General features: G+C 74.4%; 16 protein-coding genes. 9 read left to right on the forward strand and 7 right to left on the reverse strand.

Annotated features, from left to right (window positions below):
- Positions 1–299: 299 nt before the first annotated feature.
- The 8 genes from H9640_RS08020 to H9640_RS08055 all read left to right on the forward strand — a co-directional run bounded on the left by H9640_RS08020 (position 300) and on the right by H9640_RS08055 (position 12,258).
- Complete coding sequence (locus tag H9640_RS08020; RefSeq protein WP_191790187.1) at positions 300–1,730, forward strand: MFS transporter; 1,431 nt, start codon at positions 300–302, stop codon at positions 1,728–1,730.
- Positions 1,731–1,834: 104 nt separating this feature from the next.
- Positions 1,835–4,054 (forward strand): molybdopterin oxidoreductase family protein, encoded by a 2,220-nt coding sequence (locus tag H9640_RS08025; protein ID WP_191790188.1) that lies wholly within the window; start codon positions 1,835–1,837, stop codon positions 4,052–4,054.
- Positions 4,051–5,964 carry an FAD-dependent oxidoreductase gene (locus H9640_RS08030; RefSeq protein WP_225226867.1) on the forward strand — a complete coding sequence of 638 codons (1,914 nt, stop codon included), beginning with the start codon at positions 4,051–4,053 and terminating at the stop codon, positions 5,962–5,964. Before H9640_RS08025 ends, H9640_RS08030 begins: the two co-directional genes overlap by 4 nt.
- 232 nt (positions 5,965–6,196) lie before the next feature.
- Positions 6,197–8,818, forward strand: a complete 2,622-nt coding sequence (gene nirB / locus H9640_RS08035) for a nitrite reductase large subunit NirB (RefSeq protein WP_191790294.1) — start codon at positions 6,197–6,199, stop codon at positions 8,816–8,818.
- The gene (gene nirD / locus H9640_RS08040; protein ID WP_191790189.1) at positions 8,815–9,273 is read left to right on the forward strand and encodes a nitrite reductase small subunit NirD; all 459 of its coding nucleotides are present in this window, start codon (positions 8,815–8,817) and stop codon (positions 9,271–9,273) included. Before nirB ends, nirD begins: the two co-directional genes overlap by 4 nt.
- An 86-nt stretch (positions 9,274–9,359) precedes the next feature.
- Positions 9,360–10,160 (forward strand): uroporphyrinogen-III C-methyltransferase, encoded by an 801-nt coding sequence (gene cobA, locus H9640_RS08045; protein WP_225226868.1) that lies wholly within the window; start codon positions 9,360–9,362, stop codon positions 10,158–10,160.
- A 74-nt stretch (positions 10,161–10,234) separates the two neighbouring features.
- A complete protein-coding gene (locus H9640_RS08050; RefSeq protein WP_191790295.1) occupies positions 10,235–11,326 on the forward strand; it encodes a uroporphyrinogen-III synthase in 1,092 nt (363 codons plus the stop codon).
- On the forward strand, positions 11,323–12,258 hold the full coding sequence (locus H9640_RS08055; RefSeq protein WP_191790191.1) for a sirohydrochlorin chelatase: 936 nt from the start codon (positions 11,323–11,325) through the stop codon (positions 12,256–12,258). Before H9640_RS08050 ends, H9640_RS08055 begins: the two co-directional genes overlap by 4 nt.
- 29 nt (positions 12,259–12,287) lie before the next feature.
- Here the strand turns inward: H9640_RS08055 and H9640_RS08060 are convergent, their stop codons facing one another.
- A complete protein-coding gene (locus H9640_RS08060; protein WP_191790192.1) occupies positions 12,288–13,778 on the reverse strand; it encodes an MFS transporter in 1,491 nt (496 codons plus the stop codon).
- Between the two features lie 152 nt (positions 13,779–13,930).
- Here H9640_RS08060 and soxR point away from each other — a divergent pair, with 152 nt between their 5' ends.
- Positions 13,931–14,401 carry a redox-sensitive transcriptional activator SoxR gene (gene soxR, locus H9640_RS08065; protein ID WP_191790193.1) on the forward strand — a complete coding sequence of 157 codons (471 nt, stop codon included), beginning with the start codon at positions 13,931–13,933 and terminating at the stop codon, positions 14,399–14,401.
- A 28-nt stretch (positions 14,402–14,429) separates the two neighbouring features.
- On the opposite strand, the gene H9640_RS08070 is transcribed toward soxR, so the two are convergent.
- Genes H9640_RS08070 through H9640_RS08095 form a run of 6 tightly spaced genes read right to left on the reverse strand, consistent with a single transcriptional unit; the run spans position 14,430 to position 19,950 of the window.
- Positions 14,430–15,395, reverse strand: coding sequence for a hypothetical protein (locus H9640_RS08070; protein ID WP_191790194.1), 966 nt, complete (start codon positions 15,393–15,395; stop codon positions 14,430–14,432).
- Positions 15,392–16,441: a vWA domain-containing protein gene (locus H9640_RS08075; protein ID WP_191790195.1), complete on the reverse strand. Its 1,050-nt coding sequence runs from the start codon at positions 16,439–16,441 to the stop codon at positions 15,392–15,394. Before H9640_RS08075 ends, H9640_RS08070 begins: the two co-directional genes overlap by 4 nt.
- Positions 16,438–17,508: a vWA domain-containing protein gene (locus tag H9640_RS08080; RefSeq protein ID WP_191790196.1), complete on the reverse strand. Its 1,071-nt coding sequence runs from the start codon at positions 17,506–17,508 to the stop codon at positions 16,438–16,440. The genes H9640_RS08075 and H9640_RS08080 overlap by 4 nt, the downstream gene beginning before the upstream one ends.
- Complete coding sequence (locus H9640_RS19620; RefSeq protein WP_191790197.1) at positions 17,505–18,023, reverse strand: hypothetical protein; 519 nt, start codon at positions 18,021–18,023, stop codon at positions 17,505–17,507. The genes H9640_RS08080 and H9640_RS19620 overlap by 4 nt, the downstream gene beginning before the upstream one ends.
- Positions 18,010–18,942, reverse strand: a complete 933-nt coding sequence (locus H9640_RS08090) for a DUF58 domain-containing protein (protein ID WP_191790198.1) — start codon at positions 18,940–18,942, stop codon at positions 18,010–18,012. The genes H9640_RS19620 and H9640_RS08090 overlap by 14 nt, the downstream gene beginning before the upstream one ends.
- Before the next feature lie 9 nt (positions 18,943–18,951).
- A complete protein-coding gene (locus H9640_RS08095) occupies positions 18,952–19,950 on the reverse strand; it encodes an AAA family ATPase (RefSeq protein ID WP_191790199.1) in 999 nt (332 codons plus the stop codon).
- Positions 19,951–20,004: the final 54 nt, after the last annotated feature.

Raw genomic sequence — 20,004 nt, forward strand, 5'->3', positions numbered from 1 at the left:
GAAGGGACTGGCGCGAGTCTAAACCGGGTCGGTCGGGCTCGGGCAGGATGAAACGCCGGACGGCCCGGATATCACCTGACGGTTTGGTCACTGTGCTCCCCGGCAGTCCTCCGGGCGGGTGCTGCAGAGGCTCTCACAGCGGGGCCGGCCGCGGTGTGCGCAAACCCTTACGGACGAGAAACGGGCGCCGCGTCCGGCAGAAACACGCGCTTCCTACGGTCACGGGTACCGGTCGGGCGTCGCTCGACGTGCCGGTTCACCCGGTCCCAGGTCCCACCCCGGTCCCCCCAGGAGGCGCCATGTCCGTCCCCGCAGGCCCTACCCCGCAGGTCACGACCGCAACGCCCAGGCGGCCGTCGGTGCCACCGGCGGCCCCGTCCGCCGCAGCGACCCCGTCGTCTCGTCGTCGTGGCCGCTGGATCGAGCACTGGGACCCCGAGGACCCGACCTTCTGGCGCGACGGCGGCCGCGCCGTCGCCACCCGCAACCTGTGGATCTCGGTCTTCGCCGAGTTCCTCGGGTTCGCCGTGTGGGCCCTGTGGTCGATCGTCGTGCCGCAGCTCGGCACGGCCGGCTTCGCCTTCACCGTGGACCAGCAGTTCTGGCTCATCGCCGTCCCGAGCCTCGTGGGCGCGACCCTGCGCATCCCGTACACGTTCGCGGTGCCGCTGTTCGGCGGACGCAACTGGACGATCGCGTCCGCGCTGCTGCTCCTGGTGCCCACGGTCTCGCTCGCGGTCGTCGTGCAGGACCCGCAGACGCCGTTCGGCGTGATGCTGCTCGTCGCGGCGCTCGCCGGGTTCGGCGGCGGTAACTTCGCGTCCTCCATGGCCAACATCTCGTTCTTCTACCCGGAGAGGGAGAAGGGCAGGGCGCTCGGCCTCAACGCCGCAGGCGGCAACCTCGGGACCGCCGCCGTCCAGCTCGCGGTGCCGCTCGTGATCGTCACGGGGGCGGGCATCGCCCTGGAACGTGCGGGTCTCATGATGATCCCGTTCGTCCTGGTCGCGGCGTTCCTCGCCTGGCGGTACATGGACAACCTGTCGCACGCCACGGCCGACGTCCGCTCGTTCGCGTCCGCGACCCGCAACCGGCACACGTGGATCATCTCGTTCCTCTACATCGGGACGTTCGGGTCGTTCATCGGCTACTCGGGTGCGTTCCCGACGCTCCTCAAGAACCAGTTCCCCGAGGTCACGCTCTCAATCGCCTTCCTCGGTGCGCTCGTGGGTGCGGTGTCCCGCCCGCTCGGCGGGATCGTCGCCGACAGGGTGGGGGGCGCACGCGTGACGATCGCGGCGTTCGGTGTCATGGCCGTCGGGGCGTTCGGCGCGATCCAGGCCCTGGGGTCGCACTCGTTCGGGCTGTTCTTCGGCTCGTTCCTGCTGCTGTTCGTCGCGACGGGCATCGGCAACGGCGCGACCTACCGCATGATCCCCGCGGTCTTCGCGGCGTCGGGGGAGGCGACGGCGAAGGGGCTGCCAGACGACGAGCGCGCCGCCCACCGCACCCGCGTCCGCAAGGCGGCCGCGGGCTGCATCGGGATCGCAGGGGCCGTCGGGGCGTTCGGCGGGTTCCTCATCCCGCGCGGCTTCGCGGTCTCGAACGACCTCGCGGGGTCGCTCGTCCCGGCGCTGTGGATCTTCATCGGCGTGTACGCGGTCATGGCCGCGGTCACGTGGGCCGTCTACCAGCGCCGGGGTGCGGCACTGGCCTCGGCGGGGATCTGAGCGTGGCCCGCTCGGCTCCCGGCCCCGGCGTGGCCGCACTCCCCGGGCGAGCGGCGCCGTCGGGCAGTGACACGCACTGCCCCTACTGCGCGCTGCAGTGCGGCATGACGCTCACGCCCGCGCAGGACCGTGGGCCCGACGGCGCGGGCTCGCCCCGCGCGGTCGTCGCACCGCGCGAGTTCCCCACCAACAAGGGCGGGCTGTGCCAGAAGGGCTGGACCAGCGCGAGCCTGCTCACGGCGAGCGACCGGCTCACGGTCCCGCTCGTGCGCGACCGCACGGTCGACGCGGCGGGCGACGTGACCCGCGGCGAGCTGCGGCCCGCGACGTGGGACGAGGCGCTCGACCGGGTCGCCCGCGAGATCACCGCGATCCAGGGTGACTCCGGGCGGGACGCGGTAGCGGTCTTCGGCGGCGGGGGACTCACCAACGAGAAGGCGTACGCGCTGGGAAAGCTCGCACGGACCGTCCTGCGGACCGCGAACATCGACTACAACGGGCGCTTCTGCATGGCGAGCGCGGCGGCCGGGGCGAACCGGGCGTTCGGTGCCGACCGGGGGATGCCGTTCCCGCTCGCGGACCTCGCGGGGGCCGACGCGGTGCTGCTGCTCGGCTCGAACCCGGCCGAGACCATGCCGCCCTCGGTCCAGCACCTCGCGGGGGTGCGCTCGCGCGGCGGGCTCGTGGTCGTGGACCCACGACGCACGGCGACGGCCGCGCTCACGGGCGCGGGGGCGCCCGGCGGTGCGGCGGACGCGCCGCCGCAGGGCGTCCACCTGCAGCCGGTGCCGGGCACCGACCTCGTGGTGCTGCTCGCGCTCCTGCACGTCGTGTGGGCCGAGGGTCTCGCCGACGAGGAGTACCTCGCCGCGCGCGTGTCCGGGGTCGAGGACGTGCGCCGCGCGGTCGCGGCCTGGTGGCCCGAGCGCGCCGAGACCGTGTGCGGGATCGCGGCCGACGACCTCCGCCGGGTCGCGCGGCTGCTCGCGGCGGCCTCGCCCTCGCGCGGCGGGCGCGGTGCGTACGTCCTGACGGGGCGGGGCGTCGAGCAGTCGACGCAGGGCACCGCGACCGTCACCGCGGCGATCGACCTGGCGCTCGTGCTCGGCCTGCCCGGTCGGACCGGTTCCGGGTACGGCGCGATCACGGGGCAGGGCAACGGGCAGGGCGGCCGGGAGCACGGACAGAAGGCCGACCAGCTCCCCGGCTACCGCAAGATCGACGACCCGGCCGCGCGCGCCCACGTCGCCGCGGTGTGGGGCGTGGACCCCGCCTCGCTGCCCGGGCCGGGCAAGCCTGCGGTCGAGCTGCTGCGCTCGCTCGGGACACCGGGAGGGCCGCGCGCGCTGCTCGTGCACGGGTCGAACGTGCTGGTCAGCGCGCCTAACGCGACGTCCGTCGCCGAGCGGCTCGACGCCCTGGACCTGCTCGTGGTGTGCGACCTGGTGCCGTCCGAGACCGCGCTGCGCGCCGACGTCGTGCTGCCCGTGACGCAGTGGGCCGAGGAGGAGGGGACCATGACCTCGCTCGAGGGGCGCGTGATCCGCCGCCGGCAGGCCGTGACGCCGCCGGCCGGCGTGCGGTCCGAGCTGTGGGTCTTCGCCGAGCTCGCGCGCAGGCTGGGCTCGACCGTGCCCTTCCCGCTGGAACCGGCCGAGGTGTTCGACGAGCTGGCCCGGGCCTCGGCGGGCGGCGTCGCGGACTACTCGGGGCTCAGCCACGCGCGGCTCGACGCCGACGAGGCCGCGGGCGGGCCGGGGCTGTTCTGGCCGGTGCCGGCCGGCCCGGTCGGGGGAGAGGCGCACCCCGGCACCCCGCGGATGTTCCTCGACCGCTTCCACACCCCCGACGGGCGCGCGCGCATGGTCGCGGTCGACCACGTCGGCCCCAGCGACGACCTGCGGCCCGACGCCCCGGTCTACCTCGTGACGGGCCGCGTCCTGCAGCACTACCAGTCGGGAGCGCAGACCCGCCGCGTCGCCGACCTCGACCGGATCGTGCCCGGTCCGTTCGTCGAGATGCACCCGATCCTCGGCTTCCGCCTGGGTGTCCAGGACGGGGACCCGGTGCGCCTCACGTCGGCGCGAGGCGAGGTCCGGGCGCCCGCGCGGTGGAGCGACAGGATCCGCCCCGACACGGTCTTCATGCCCTTCCACTGGAGCGGCGCCGGGAGCGTCAACCGCATCACGACCGACGCGACGGACCCGATCTCCGGGATGCCCGAGTTCAAGGTCTGCGCGGTCGCGGTCGCGCCGGATCCTGACGCGGACCCGGATGCGCACGTGGGCCGGACTCTCGAGCGCTCCGGGGAGGTGGTCGCATGACCGACACCATGTTCCGGGTCGTCGTCGTGGGCGACGGCATGGTCGGGTCGAGGTTCGTGGCCGACCTGCTGGCGAGCGTCGGACCGGGTCGGGTCCGCGTCACGGTGCTCGGCGGCGAGGAGTACGAGCCGTACAACCGCGTCCTGCTGAGCGAGGTCGTCGCGGGTCGGGCCGACATCGGTGCGCTGACCATGCCCTCGGCGGGCGACGGGAGGGTCGAGGTGCACCGCGGTGCGCCCGCGATCGCGATCGACCGCGCCGCGCGCACCGTGCTCACGAGCGACGGGGCCTTCGGTTACGACGCGGTGGTGCTCGCGACGGGCTCTGCCGCGCGCGTCCCGGACGTCCCGGGCCTGCGGTCGGGACCCGGCGGGTCGCTGCCCGCGGGGGTGCACGCCCTGCGCACGCTCGACGACGCGCGCGAGATCGTCGCAGCGACCGCCAACGCGCGACGCGCCGTCGTGATCGGGGCCGGGGTCCTGGGGCTCGAGGTCGCGTGCGGCCTGGCTCGCCGCGGTCTCGCGGTGACCGTGGTGCACGGTGGTGCGAGCCCCATGGACCGTCAGCTCGGCCCCGACGCGGGCCTCGCGGCCCTGCGCACGCTCGCCGAGCTCGGGATCACGGTACGGACCGGGGCACGCACACGCGAGGTCGTGGTGCGCCGCGTCGGCGACGGGGGCGCGGCGCTCTCGGGGCTCGTCCTCGTGCCCGACGGCGGACGCACGCCTCGCGCGACCGGCGCACCGGGGGCTGGGGCCACCGGAGTGCCCGCTGCCGCGGGCCCGGCCGACGAGATCCCGGCCGACCTGCTCGTGCTCGCGTGCGGGACGGTGCCCGAGGCGACTCTCGCCCGGACCGCTGGCCTGACGGTGGACCGGGGCGTCGTCGTCGGGCAGGGGCTGTCGAGCCCCGACGACCCGGACGTGTACGCGATCGGTGACTGCGCGCAGCCGCCCGAGGGCGGGACGGGGCTGATCGCGCAGGGGTGGGAGCAGTCGCGGCGGCTCGCGGCGCGGCTCGCCCTGTGGGGGTCGCGGACGGAACCTGGGGGCGCGCCGGGGAGTCCTGCGCACGACCCCGCCGGGGCGAGGCCGCGACCCCGCGTCCGGTTCGTCGACGAGGACCGGCCGAGCATGGCGCTGCGGATCGCGCTCGACGTCGAGCGGAGCGCAGGGGGTCCGCCGAGTCGCAGCCTGCGCGAGACGCGGCCAACGGGGGTCCACGGCGCCCAGGAACCCCGGCTGGCCGCACCTGGGGACGACCCTCGCGGCGGTGGGGCGAGGTCGTCGCCCGGAGAGATGCCGGCGCGAGAGGTGCCGCCCGCGCCCAGCGCACCGCCCTCGCCGCCCACGGCGCCACCCACCGACGTCGTGCGGCTCAAGGCCGCGGGCCTCGACGTGGTCGCGATGGGTGTCTGCGGGTCACGGCGTCCCCACGACCCGACCCATCGGACGCTCCGCCTGACCGACCCCGACGCGGGGCGGCACGTCGAGGTCGTGGTCGCGGGCGGGTTCCTCGTCGGGGCGACCGTGGTCGGCGCCCCGCAGATCGGTGCCGACCTCACCGCGGCCTACACGCGCCGGGTCCCCGTGCCCGCGGACCCGGCCCACCTGCTGCTGCGACCCGTCGCGCAGGCGGCCGCTCCGGCGTCGGACCCCACGCACATGCCCGACCGGACCACGGTGTGCAGCTGCAACGGGGTGACCAAGGGCGACGTCGTCGCGAGCTGGCGCGAGGGGGCGCGCAGCACCATGGACATCGCCCGCACGACGCGCGCGACGACCGGGTGCGGCGGCTGCAAGGACGTCGTGTGCGGGCTCGCCGACTGGTTGCGGCGCGCGGACCCGGAGCAGGGCGGCCCCGCACCCGCGCTCCCCGCCGCCCCGGAACCGGCTGGCGCCCCGCGCTGACAGGGCTCCCGGGGCGCCGCTCGAGGGCGCGCGGCGCGTTCTCACGCGCACGCCGCCGTGCGCGTGAGAAGAACGTTACGGCGGGGCAAAGGGGCGGGAGCGGCGCGGAAACCGCGCATCCCTAGTGTCCGGAGCAGCAGCCGCTTCCCGGACACCCGGACCGCACCCCCCAGGAGCCCCCGTGACCGCATCATCGAGATCTTCCCGTCACCTCGTGGTCGTCGGCGGCGGCATGGTCGCCCAGCGTCTCGTCGAGGCGTTGCGCGCCCGTGACACCGCCGGCGAGTGGCGGGTCACCGTCTTCGCCGAGGAGCCCCGCCACCCGTACGACCGCGTGGCGCTGACCTCGTACTTCTCGGCGCGCGACCCCGAGGAGCTCACCCTCGGCGACCCCGCGCTGTGGGACGACCCGCTCGTGCGCCTGGTGCGCGACTGCCGCGTCGACTCGATCGACCGCGAGGCACGTCAGGTCACCGACCGCCTGGGCCGGGTCCACGACTACGACGAGCTCGTGCTCGCGACGGGCTCCGACGCGGCGCGCCCCCCGATCCCGGGCAACGAGCTGCCGGGCGTGTTCGTGTACCGCACGATCGACGACGTCGCGGCCCTGCGCGGGTGGGTCGAGGCCAAGCGCGAGGAGCGGGCCGGGACGTCGTACGACCGCCCGGTGCGCGGCGCGGTCATCGGTGGCGGCCTCCTGGGGCTCGAGGCCGCGGGAGCGCTCAAGGCGCTCGGCGCCCAGGCGACCGTCATCCAGTTCGGGACGCACCTCATGGACGCGCAGGTCGACCTGGGCGGCGGGCAGGCGCTCGGTCGCCTCATCAACGACATGGGCATCGCGGTGCGCGTGAGCACCGCGACCCAGCAGATGCGGCCCGCGCGCGCCACGGGTCACGTGGGCCGCCTCGACTTCGTGGACGGCGGGCGGCTCGACGTCGACGTGGTCGTCCTGGCGACGGGCGTCCGGCCGCGCGACGAGCTGGCCCGGGACGCGGGCCTGCCGGTCGGCGAGCGCGGCGGCGCGGTCGTCGACCTGTCGTGCCGGACGCCGGACCCGCACGTGTGGGCGGTCGGCGAGGTCGCGTGCATCGAGGGCAGGTGCCTGGGGCTCGTGGCCCCGGGGTACGCGATGGCCGAGGTCGTCGTGGACCGGTTGCTGGGCGGCGCGGCGACGTTCCCTGGCGCGGACACCGCGACCAGGCTCAAGCTGCGGGGCGTGGACGTCGCGAGCTTCGGCGACGCGTTCGCGCGCACCGAGGGCGCCATGGAGCTCGTCTGGGCGGACCCCGTCGCGGGCGTCTACAAGAAGCTCGTCCTGTCCGACGACGCGCGCACGCTCCTGGGCGGCGTGTTCGTGGGCGACGCGACGCCGTACGCGGCCCTGCGGCCCATGGTCGGGCGCGAGCTGCCGGGCGACCCCGGCTCGTACCTCCTGCCCGAGGGCGCTGCGGCCGGCGGCGCGGCGGGGCTCGAGCTGCCCGACGACGCCACGGTGTGCTCGTGCAACAACGTCGCCGCAGGGACGATCCGCGGGGCCGTGACCGAGCACGCGTGCACCGACGTCGCCGCGGTCAAGGCCTGCACCCGGGCGGGCACGAGCTGCGGCTCGTGCCTCCCTCTCGTCAAGAGGCTCACGACGACCGAGCTCGAGAAGGCCGGGATCGAGGTCTCGAACGCGCTGTGCGAGCACTTCGAGCTCTCGCGTGCACAGCTCTTCGACGCGGTCCGCGTCGCGGACCTGCACACGTTCAGCGAGATCATCGCGCGGTTCGGGCGCGTCCCGGCCGCCGTCGAGGAGATGCCCGACGGCGTCGCCCCGGCCGGGCTCCCGGCCGCGGGCCCCGGCCGTGGGTGCGACATCTGCAAGCCGGTCGTGGCGTCGGTCCTGGCCTCGTTGGGCAACGGTCACATCCTGACGGGCGAGCAGGCCGCGCTCCAGGACACCAACGACCACGTCATGGCGAACATGCAGAAGGACGGCACGTACTCGGTGGTCCCGCGCATCCCGGGTGGGGAGATCACGCCCGAGGGGCTGCTCGTGATCGGGCAGGTCGCGAAGGACTTCGGGCTCTACACCAAGATCACGGGCGGCCAGCGGATCGACATGTTCGGGGCGCGGATCGAGCAGCTCCCGCTGATCTGGCGCCGGCTGGTCGACGCGGGCATGGAGTCGGGGCAGGCGTACGGGAAGTCGCTGCGGACCGTGAAGTCGTGCGTGGGGTCGACGTGGTGCCGGTTCGGGGTGCAGGACTCGGTGGGCATGGCCGTCCGCCTCGAGCTGCGGTACCGCGGCCTGCGTTCGCCGCACAAGATCAAGCTCGGCGTCTCGGGCTGCGCGCGCGAGTGCGCCGAGGCGCGCGGCAAGGACGTGGGCGTGATCGCGACCGACAAGGGCTGGAACGTGTACGTGGGCGGCAACGGCGGCTTCACGCCCCGGCACGCGCGGCTCCTCGCGGAGGACCTCGACGACGAGACGCTGATCAGGACGATCGACCGTTTCCTGCTGTACTACGTGCGCACCGCGGACCGGCTCCAGCGCACGTCGGTGTGGGTCGAGGAGGTCGAGGGCGGGCTCGACGGGATCCGCGCCGTGATCCTCGAGGACTCGCTGGGCATCGCGGCCGACCTCGACGCCGCGATGGCGCTCCACGTGGACGCGTACGAGGACGAGTGGCGCGCGGTCCTGGAGGACCCCGAGAAGCTCAAGCGGTTCGGGTCGTTCGTCAACGCGCCCACGACGGCGGACCCGGACCTCGCGTACGTGGCCGAGCGCGGGCAGCCACGGCCGGCGACGACCGCGGAGCGTGCAGGTGCCGTGCTGATCGCCGGGACGACGTTGGAGGTGCGGGCATGAGCGCGCAGATCGTGGGCACGACGGGCACGACGGCCCCGACGACTGCGTCGGTGGGCGCGTCGGTGGGTGCGGCGCAGGACGCACAGGTCGGCCCGGCGTGGCAGCCCGTGTGCCGCGTCGCGGACCTCGCGGTCGAGCGCGGGGCCGCGGCGCTCGTCGGCGGGCAGCAGGTCGCGCTCTTCCGCCTGACCGACGACCGCGTGCTCGCGGTCCAGCAGCTCGACCCGTTCAGCGGCGCGAACGTCATGTCGCGCGGCATCGTCGGGACGCGCCGCGGGGTGCCGACCGTCGCGTCGCCGATGTACAAGCAGGTCTTCGCGCTCGAGACGGGAGAGTGCCTCGACGCGGTCGGGTTCCTCCCCGTGCTCGTGGCGGGCCCGGACCTGGCGACGTGGCCGGTCGAGGTGCGCGACGGCGTCGTGCACGTCGCGGCGCCGACCGGCCCCACCCCGTGAGGGCCGCCTCGGTGCCGAGCATGCGGTTGTCGTCGGGATCCGGCCCGGATCGGACGCCCACCGCATGCTCGGCGGACGGTCACCGCATGTTCGGCGCCGGCGGCACCGGGCCCGGCGGCTCGGTCGTGCTCGTGGGCGGCGGACCTGGTGCCGCCGACCTCCTCACGGTGCGCGCCTGGCGTGCGCTCGTGAGCGCCGACGTCGTCGTGACCGACCGCCTCGGGCCTACCGAGGTCCTCGCCGACCTGCCCGCGGGCGTCGAGATCATCGACGTCGGCAAGACCCCGGGCCACCACCCTGTCCCGCAGCACCAGATCAACGCGATCCTCGTCGAGCAGGCCCGCCGCGGGCGACGCGTGGTCCGGCTCAAGGGCGGCGACCCGTTCGTCTACGGGCGGGGCGGGGAGGAGGTCCTCGCGTGCCGGGCCGCGGGCGTCCCGGTCGAGGTCGTGCCCGGCGTGAGCAGCGCGCTGTCCGTGCCGGCGCTCGCGGGCATCCCGCTCACGCACCGCGGGACGGTCGGCGCGTTCCTGGTCGTCAACGGTCATGAGCCCCTGGGCGTGGTCGCGCTGGCCGCGGTGCGCGACCGCACGGCTACCCTGGTGATCCTCATGGGAGTGTCGATGCTGAGCGAGATCACGGACCAGGCGGTCACCGCCGGGGCCGACGTCGCCACGCCCGTCGCCGTGGTCGAGTCCGGTTCCACGCAGCACCAGCGGGTCACGCGCGCCACCCTCGGGACGCTCGTCCGCCGCGCGGCCGACGCCGGGATCCGCGCGCCGGCGGTCGTCGTCGTGGGCGACGTCGCGGCCGAGGGGCTGCTCGTCCCGGACGCGACGACGCCCCTGCCCGGGCTGACCGTGCTCGTGCCGGAGCCCGCCCTGTGACGGGGCAGGCCACGGACGTCACCGATGCCACGGACGAGCCCACCGGCGAGCACCGGCCCGCGCTGGGCCAGGTCATGGCCGGCTGCACGGTCCTCGTCACGGCCGACCGCCGTTCGGCCGAGCTCGCCGCGGCCCTGTCCCGCCGGGGCGCCGAGGTGCGGCACGCGCCGGCCCTGAGCATGGTGCCCAACGAGGACGACGAGGCGTTGCTCGCGGGTACGCGCGACCTGATCGCACGCCCGCCCGACGTCGTGGTCGTGACCACGGGCATCGGTTTCCGCGGCTGGATCGAGGCCGCCGACGCGCACGGCCTGGCCGACGAGCTGCTCGACGTCATGAGCCGCGCCCGACTGGTCGCGCGCGGTCCCAAGGCGCGCGGCGCGATCCAGGCCGCAGGACTCCAGGCCGACTGGGTCGCCGAGTCGGAGACGTCGGGCGAGATCGCCGACGTGCTGCTCGGGGAAGGGGTCGACGGGCTGCGGATCGCGGTCCAGCACCACGGGGCGGGGGCCGACGGCCTCGACGTGGTCTTCGCACAGGCGGGGGCCGACGTCGCGAGCCTCATCGTGTACCGCTGGGGGCCGCCGCCGGACGAGACCGCGCTCCGGTCGTCGGTCCACGCGGCAGCGGGCGGCGAGATCGACGCGGTCGTCTTCACGTCGGCCCCGGGCGCCGAGGCATGGCTCGCGGCGGCCGAGTCCGCGGGCGTCGGCGACGCGGTCGTGGCGCGGTTCACGCGCGGCGCCATGATCGCGGCCGCGGTCGGCCCCATCACGGCCCGACCCCTCGCGCACCGCGGCATCCCGACGCTCCAGCCGGACCGCGGCCGCCTCGGGGCGCTGGTCCGCACGCTCGTCGGGCACTACGAGCACGCCGAGACCCTGGCGCTCGTGACCGTCGCGGGCAACCTGCAGATCCGCTCGCGCGTCGCGGTGCTCGACGGCCGCGTCCTGCCGCTCTCGCCCACGGGCCTCGACGTACTGCGTCTGCTGGCCGCCCGTGCCGGGGACATCGTGACGCGGGACCAGGTCCTCGCGGCCCTGCCCGGCGACTCGCGCGACCCGCACGCCGCCGAGGTCGCGGTCGCCCGGCTGCGCGAGGCGGTCGGTGACCGCACCCTCGTCAAGACCGTCGTCAAACGTGGCTATCGACTGGAGCTGGCATGAGCACGGAGATCCTGGGTTTCCCCTCCGACGCGACCGAGGGGAGCGCGCCGTCCGCCGCCGCGGGCAGCCGTGCGAGCGGCGTGGGCGCAGCCGTGCTCGTCGGCTGCTCGCACGGCACCAACAACCCGGACGGTCAGGCCGCGATCCGCGCGATCCTCGCGGACGTCCGCGCGACCCGCCCCGACCTCGACGTCCGCGAGGCGTTCGTCGACGTCCAGCAGCCCGAGGTCGCCGACGTCGTCACGCAGGCCGTCGCGCCGCCCGCCACGGGCGCGGGCCCCGGCGGGGCGGCCGTCGTCGTGCCGCTGCTGCTGTCCACGGGCTTCCACGTGGACGTCGACATCACCGAGGCCGTCTCGCCCGCGCACTCCGGTCGCGGCCCCCAGCACGGACCCGCGACCGCGGCCCGTGCGCTCGGCCCCGACCCGCGCCTCGCCGAGATCCTCGCCGACCGCCTGGCCGAGGCCGGGGTCCGCCCGCACGACGCCGTGGTCCTGGCAGCGGCCGGGTCGAGCAAGGCGGGCGCCGCGCGCGACGTCGAGGACGTCGCCGAGCTCCTGCGCGCGCACCATGACGGCCCCGTCACGGTCGGGTTCGGCGCCATGGCCACCCCGTCCGTGCGCGAGGCCGTCGCGTCCGCCCGCGAGACGCTCGCCGCGACGCCTCCTCGGGGTCGGACGACCACCGCCCCGGGCGAGCCCTTCGACGACGACCTCGCGGCGTCGTCGGGCAGCGAGCCGACCGACGTCCCGCGCGTGGTCGTCGCCGCCTACCTGCTCGCCCCCGGCTTCTTCCACGACCGCCTCCTCGAGACCGGTGCCGACCTCGTCACGGCCCCGCTCGCGCCCGACGCGCGCCTGGCAGCGATCGTGCTCGACCGCTACGCCGAGGGCGCCGCGGCGCTCGCGGGCGGTGTCGACGACCCGCGCTGACCCGGCAGGGCGTCGAGAAGCCGGTCGGCTCAGGCCGGGACCCGGGTCCGCGGTGACACGAACGCCGCGAGCAGCGCGATCGCGACCATGACCCCGAAGCACACGACGTACGCCCCGAGCCCCAGGGGCTCGCGCAGCACGACGAGCATCGACCCGGCCACGGCGAGGGCGATGGCCGCGGACAGCGCGTCGGACACCTGGAGCGCCGAGCTGTTCGCGCCCTGCTGGTCCTCGGGGGACAGTGCGAGCGTGAGCACCGAGAGCGTCGGATGGACCAGGCCCATGCCCAGGCCCGCGAACGTCCAGGCGAGCATGCCGACGATCGGCGGCACCGCGGCCCAGGCGAGCAGCACCGTGCCGGAGATGCCGCCCGCGACAAACAACGACCCGACGAGGACGAACCGCGCGTGCGACCAGCCCCAGTGCGCCTTGCCGCGCAGCCACGCGCCGACCGACCAGCCGATCGCCCCGAAGGTGAGGATCCCGCCGGCCTGGGTCGGGGACAGGGCTCTCTCGGACTGGAGGAGCAGGGGCAGCAGGACCTCGGTCCCGGTGAACGCCGCGGCGACCAGGCCGCGGATCGCGATGACCGACGGGAGGCCTCGGGCGGCACGGGCCGTGCCGCGCGGGAGCAGGCGCGGGACGGCGGCGACGACGAGCGCGAGCGCGACGACGAGCGGGACGTACAGTCGCGCCCCCTCCTGCTGACCGGCGAAGTGCAGCAGCCCGATGCCCACGGCAGCGGCGACCGCCCACCACAGGGCGGCGTTCCCGGACGTGTCGGGGGTGACCTCGCGGCGGTCCTGGTCGACGGCGCGTAGTCCCGGGCGCATCATGAGCACTGCCGGGACGGCGAGCACGGGGACGGCGAGGAAGACCCAGCGCCACCCGAGGTGCTGGACCATGAGCCCCGAGATCACCGGGCCGACGAGCGAGGGCACGACCCATGCCGCGGCGAAGGCAGCGAACACGGCGGGCCGACGGGCCTCGGGGAAGACGCGGGCGACGAGCACGTACAGCGCCACGATGTACATGCCGGTGCCGAGCCCCTGCACCACGCGACCCGCGACGAAGACCTCCATGGTCGGGGCGAGCCCCGAGACGACCAGGCCCGCGAGGAACATGCCCACGCCGCCCCACAGCGACGGGCTCGGTCCGAACCGGTCGCTCCAGCGGCCTGCTGCGACCATGCCGACGACGCTCGCCGCGATCGAGCCCGCGAACGCGACGGCGTAGAGCGCCATGCCGTCGAGGGCCGTGGCGACCGTGTGCATCGCGGTCGCCACCGCGAGGGCCTCGAACGCCCCGAGCAGCACCAGGGCCACCATCCCGACGAGGACGGTGCGCTGGGTCGCGGGCGACAGGCCCGCGCCGGCGGGGGCCTGTGCCGCAGAGGTGGCGGTGGACGGTTCGGTCGGTGCGGACGTCCCTGCGGTCGACGGGGGAGCGGTCGGCGTGTGGGCGTCGCCGATCGCGGCGGCGACCTCGGCCTCGGGGGCCTCGGGGCGTGGCGGTTCCATGTTTCCTCGCAGGGGTGGGCGCGGCCCCGTGGGGGCTGCGCGGTGGGGTGTGCTCGAACGAGCGCTTCGACTAGTCTCGAACCTCAACCATTGTCGAGGTCAAGTGCTGTTCGTCTCGTCGATGGACGGATTGACGAATGCCTGGAGCAATCATGCCTGACGACGGGCCGCACCCCGATGACGAGCTCACGGTCGGCGAGCTCGCACGCCGCAGCGGCGTCTCGGTGTCCGCCCTGCACTTCTACGAGCGCGAAGGCCTGCTCACGTCCCGCCGCACGCCCGGCAACCAGCGTCGCTACCCCCGGGAGACCTTGCGCCGCGTCTCGTTCATCCGCGTCTCGCAGCGCGTCGGGATCCCGCTCGCCCTGGTCCGCGAGGCCCTCGGCACGCTCCCGCAGAACCGCACGCCGACCGCCAAGGACTGGCGACGCCTGTCGCGGATGTGGCACGCCGACCTCGACGCCCGGATCGAACAGCTCGTGCGCCTGCGTGACCACCTCACGGACTGCATCGGGTGCGGGTGCCTGTCGCTGCGCAAGTGCGTCCTGGCCAACCCGCACGACGTGCTCGCGGAGGAGGGCCCCGGTCCACGGACCCTGCTCGTCGAGGCGCTCGACGACTGACCGCCCGACGACCTACGCCGCGAGACCCTCACCAGTTCTTGGTGGACCCTCCGGAGTCGCCCGGCCCGCCGGCCGGGTCGTCGCCGAAGAACTCCTGGTACTCCTGCCGGCTCTGGTCCTCGTCGTCGCGGGCCTCGGAGTTCTGCTGCTGGAGCTTCTCCTGCCGCTCGGCCTCGGCCCGCTCCTGCTCGCTCTGGTCGGTCTCGGGCGGCGGCTCCGCACCCTCGGTGCCGCCCTGCGGGTCCTGGGGCTGCTGCGGCTGTGCGTCCTTCGCCTGCTGCTGCTTGTCCTGCAGGCGCTGGACCGATGCCTCGTTCTGCTCCTTCTCCGGGGGCGGCTGCTCCTCGCAGCCCGGCCACCCGCGGACCTGCTCGGCCGTCGCGTAGGAACGCTCGGCGTACGAGAACCACTGGGCGGCCTGGTCCTGGAGGTCCTCGGGGACGAGCTCCTCGCCCGTGCCGTACGGGTCGATGAGGTAGGAGTTGTAGTCCTGGCCCGCCGCCCGCGCGGCGAGCGCCTCCTCGAGCGCGGCCTTCTGCGACAGGTAGTCCTCGCCCGTGGTCGACTCGTAGTCGCCCGCGGTCTCGTAGGAGATCGACAGGTTGACCTGGATCTCGCAGCGGACCATGGGCGCCTCGTGCTCGGCGAGGTCGTAGGCGCGGTGGAGCTCGGAGATGGCGGCGGTGTCGTCGCCCGCCCGGTGGTTCGAGGTCCCCGTGTTGAACCACGCCTTCCACGGGTCGACGACGTTCATCGTCTTCTGGAGGCCGAAGTTCGTGGCGGCCTCCGAGAAGTCGCTCGCCTCGTACCGGCCGGACGCGTAGGACGCGATCACGGGGAGGAAGGCCAGCTTGGTGCCGAGCACGAGCGCGGCGACCAGCAGGGGCAGGGGCAGCAGGAGCATCAGTGCCCGACGGCGCAGCCGCCGTCCGCGCATCGCCGCGGCCTGGGCAGAGCGTTCGCCCGGCCGCGGGGGCAGGCTCTTGTCGGTCATGCGCGCACCCCCACCCGGCGCGACGCCGACCGGCCCGCCGCCCACGCCTCGAACCCGAGCAGGGCGGCGCCCACGAGCGCGAGAGGCCACACGACCGGACGGTACGCCGTGACCAGGCGCCTGCCGTCCGCCGCGACCTGCTGCGGGTCCACGCCTGCGACGAGCTCCGCCGTCGGGCCCGTGGTCTCGCGGTGCACGTACGGCACGCCGAGCTGGGTGGCGACCGCGCGCAGGTTGTCCTCGTCGATCACCGAGAGCGCGTCGGGCGACTCGGGGTCGTCGAGGGTCGCCCGGGACGGGTCCTTGAGGTAGGCGGCGTCGGCCGGGTCCTCGTCGGGCGCGTACTCCTTCATGCGTCCACCCTCCGGGGTGCCGTAGCCGAGGACGGCGCCGCCGTCGACGAAGGGCGCGAGGTCCTCGTACGAGCGGGGCTCGCCGTCTGCGGTCTGCTCGCCGTCCGACAGGAAGAAGACGAGCCGGACGTTCGACGGGTGGTCGGTCGCTGCGCCCTCGAGCGCTGAGCGGAGCGCATCGAGCGGCCGGTCGGTGAGCGACCCCTTCGAGTAGAGCGTGATCTCGCGCTTGAAGGTGTCGGCCCAGGACGTGATGGCCCGGGCGTCCGTCGTGAGCGGGACCTGGCGGCTCGCCTGGGAGTCGAACGAGATGATCGAGTAGCGGGCGCCCGGGATGTCGGCCGTGAGGCTTGCGACGTCGTGCCGGACGCCCACGAGGCGCTCGTTCGTGCCGTCGAAGTCCTCGGCCGCCATGGAGCCTGTGCGGTCGACCACGAAGAACATGTCCACGTTCGCGACCGACGTGTCGCGGTCCGTCACGGGGACCGAGGGGCCGAGCCCGATCACGGAGAGGACCGCGACGAGGGCCGTGCGCCGGACCCACGCACCGCGCGGCCCGGCGGGCACGCCCTGACCGGCTGCACCGCGCGACGGACCACGGAGCGCGACGACGAGCTGCCACCCGGCGAGGCCGAGCAGCGGGACGAACACGACGGCCCACGCCCACAGCGGGATCAACGGCTGGAAGGTCATTCGCGCAGCCTCCAGGCGACGACGACGAGCAGGGCGGCACCGGCGGTCGCCACGAGGAACCAGATCGTGGGCAGGTCCGTCACGACGACCTCCGGGCTCGCGTCGAGCTCGACGGCCTGCTGCGCGACCACGTCCTCGACCATGCCCTCGACGGCCCGCGGGTCGCCCGCGAGGAAGTACAGCCCGCCGCCGGCCTCGACGACCTCGCGGTACTGCGTCTCCTCGGGGGTGCCCTCGTAGAGCTCCGAGCCGCCGTAGATGCCGTGCAGCGTGATGTCGCGCGAGGCGACGAGCGCCGAGGCCTCCTCGAGCGAGTAGATGGGCTCGCCCGCGACGTAGTTGTCCGTCGCGAGGATGATCGAGCGCGACCGGTCGGTGGTCTCCTCGTCGAACTGCAGCGCGCAGTTCGCGAGCCCGTCGCCGATGAGGCTCGCCGCGGACTCGTTCGCGAGGGTCCCCGCGGTGTACGTGAGGAACTCCAGGACGTCCTTCTGGTCGCGCTCGCTGCTGAAGTCGAGCGTGCTGGGGTCCTTGTCGAACGCCGCGATGCCCGCCGCGAGCTCCTCCTGGACCAACGTGTAGTCGTCCGTCAGGGGGAACACGGTCCTCGACGTCGAGTTGAAGATCGACAGCGCGATGCGCTCGCCCTCGAAGCTGTCGACGAGCTCCGAGTACACCTTGAGGATCTCGCCGTCGTACGCCGTCATGGACCCGGACACGTCGAGGCACAGGACGATGTCCCGCGTCCCCAGGCGGTCCACGACCAGGTCCGTCTCGACCGGCCGGGCGGCGACCGCGCCGACGCCGACGAGCGCGACGAGCAGCCCCGCGAGCCCCGCGACCTGGAGCCTGCGGTAGCGGCGCACCCACGCCGCGAAGGCCGGGACCTGCGCGAGGTAGGAAGAGTTCGCGACCCACGTGACGTCGTCGGGCTGCGCCTTGAGCGCCCGTGCCCGACGACGGCGCGCGAGCCACCACGCCGCCGCACCCGCGGCCAGGACCAGGACCACGACCGCGGCGAGCAGCCACGGCCACAGGATCGAGGCGCCCTGCGGCCCCGGCGTCACCACGTCCTCACCACCGAGCGGGCGCGGTTGATCGACTCCCGGCCGTCGGGCGAGCCGCCCGGCCCCGGCCGGGACGACGCGTCGAGGGCCTCGTCCTCCGCGAACGACGGGTGGTAGTACCGCGCGATCAGGCGCGTCAGGTGCGCCGTGCCCGTCATGCGCTCGATCTCGGACAGGGTCAGCACCGAGGCGTCCACGCCCAGGCGACCCGACGCGAACCCACGGACCTCCTTCGACAGCGCCAGGTGCAGCCCGCGCTCGTCGAGCCCACCCGCGAGGTAGGCCGCCTCGACCGCGTCGAGGTGCGCCTCGAACTCGGTCCGCAGCCCCGCGTACGGGTCGAGGGCACCCGTCGCCCACGACGGCCTGAACCGCAGGGCCTTCTCCTCGGCCGACGCCCGGGTCGAGCGGAACGCGAGCACGACCCATGCCACGACCAGCAGCACGATCACCACCCCGAGGGCAGCCCACCAGCCGCTGTAGAGGGCCGGCGCGTAGAGCTCATCGTCGGGCACGCTTCGCCCTCCCCAGCAGCTCGACGAAACGAGGCACGACGTCGTCGGTCCCGGTGACGCTCACGGCCTCCACCTGGAGGGCGTGCAGCAGGTCCACGACCGACGCCCGCCGGGACACGGCGGCCTGCGCCGCGCCCGCCACGATGTCCGCGCGCCCCCGCAGGAACGGCGGCAGGTCGAGCGTGCCGTCGACGTCCGCGACCTGCCCGGGGGCGCCGTGCGCCGCCGCGGCGCCGCCCGGGGCCGAGTCCGGCGTAGGGACCCCGACGGGCGACAGGTCCGCGACCGCGACGACCATGACCTCGTGGCGCACGCGCAGGCGCCGCAGCAGGGCCTCGTGCTCGGGCCCCGGTCGTGCCTCGTCCGTCACGACGACCATGATCGAGCGGCGTCGGAACGCGTTGAGCGCCCGGTCGAGCGCCCGGTTCAGGTCGCTCGGCGGGGCCTCGACCCGCAGCTGCCGCTCGACCGTGCGGAGCAGGAGCTCGAGGTCCTGCGTGCTGGCCCGAGGCGGGAGCTGCACGAGGCGCTGCGCGTCCCCCGCGACGAGCGCGACCCGGTCCCCGCGGTCGCGCGCCAGGTAGGCCACGAGCGCGCAGCAGAAGCTCACGACGTCGGCCTTGGGCTCGCCGCTCGCGGCCGTCGCCCCCATGTTGCGGCCCGTGTCCACGACGAGGACCAGGTTGACGTTGGACTCGCGCACGAACCGGCGCACCACGGGGATGCCCGCGCGGGCGCTCGACTTCCAGTCGATGTCGCCCACGTCCTCACCCGGCGCGTACAGGTGGAGGTCGTCGAAGTCCTGCCCGTGCCCCTTGAGGATCGAGCGGTGCCGCCCCTCGAGCAGCCCCGAGGCCCGCCGGGCCAGCGGGAGCTCGAGCCTGGCCCGGACCTGGGCCAGTCGCGACACGTCGGTCATGGGCCGGGCCTACGGGGTCGGGACCGCGTCGAACACGGCGTCGATGAGCTGCTCGGGCTGCACGTTCGTGGCGAGCGCGTCGAACGTGCGCACCAGGCGGTGGCGCAGGACCGAGTAGCGGACGGCCTTGATGTCGTCCGGGACGACGTACGCGCGCCCGGCCTGGATCGCGAGCGCCTGGCCCACGCGCATGAGCGCGATACCGCCGCGCGGGCTCGCGCCGACGCGCACGTGCTGGTCGAGACCAGGGACGGGCCGCGGGCCCGACAGGCGCGTCGTGTTGATCAGGTCGACGATGTACCGCTTGATCGACTCGTCCACGTACACGTCGTCGACCAGTCGCTGGAGGAAGACCACGTCGTCGATGCTGATCGGCTCGGCCGTGATGGGTGCCGTCATGCGGCCCGTCGAGATGCGGTCGAGGATCTCCAGCTCCTGCGCCGGGGCCGGGTACGTGAGCACCTCCTTCATGAGGAAGCGGTCCATCTGGGCCTCGGGCAGCACGTACGTGCCCTCCTCCTCGATGGGGTTCTGCGTCGCGAGGACCATGAACGGCGAGGGCAGCGGGAAGTTCTCGCCGCCGATCGACGTCTGCTTCTCCTGCATGGCCTCGAGCATCGCCGACTGCGTCTTGGCGCTCGACCGGTTGATCTCGTCGAGCAGCACGAGGTTCGCGTGCACGGGCCCGAGCTGCGTCGTGAACGACCCGGTCGCGTAGTTGTAGATCTGCGTGCCCACGATGTCGTTCGGCATGAGGTCCGGCGTGCACTGGATGCGGCGGAACGAGCCGTTGATCGCGGACGCGAGGGTCTGTGCGGCGGTGGTCTTGGCGAGCCCCGGCACGGACTCCAGCAGGATGTGGCCACCCGCGAGGAGCGAGCTGACCAGGGCCGTGCGCAGCGCCTCCTGCCCGACGACCCGCTGGTCGAACACCTGCTCGACACGCTTGAGCAGGTGACCCGCGCGGTCCAGGTCGGTCGTGGAGATGCTGCCGTGACCTGTGGCCATGGTGAGGTCCTTCGCGTGTGCTCGGGTTCTGCCGGAGATGTCGTCACGGCCGTC

The sequence above is a fragment of the Oerskovia gallyi genome (assembly GCF_014836745.1).
In the GTDB taxonomy this organism is placed as follows: Bacteria; Actinomycetota; Actinomycetes; order Actinomycetales; family Cellulomonadaceae; genus Oerskovia; species Oerskovia paurometabola.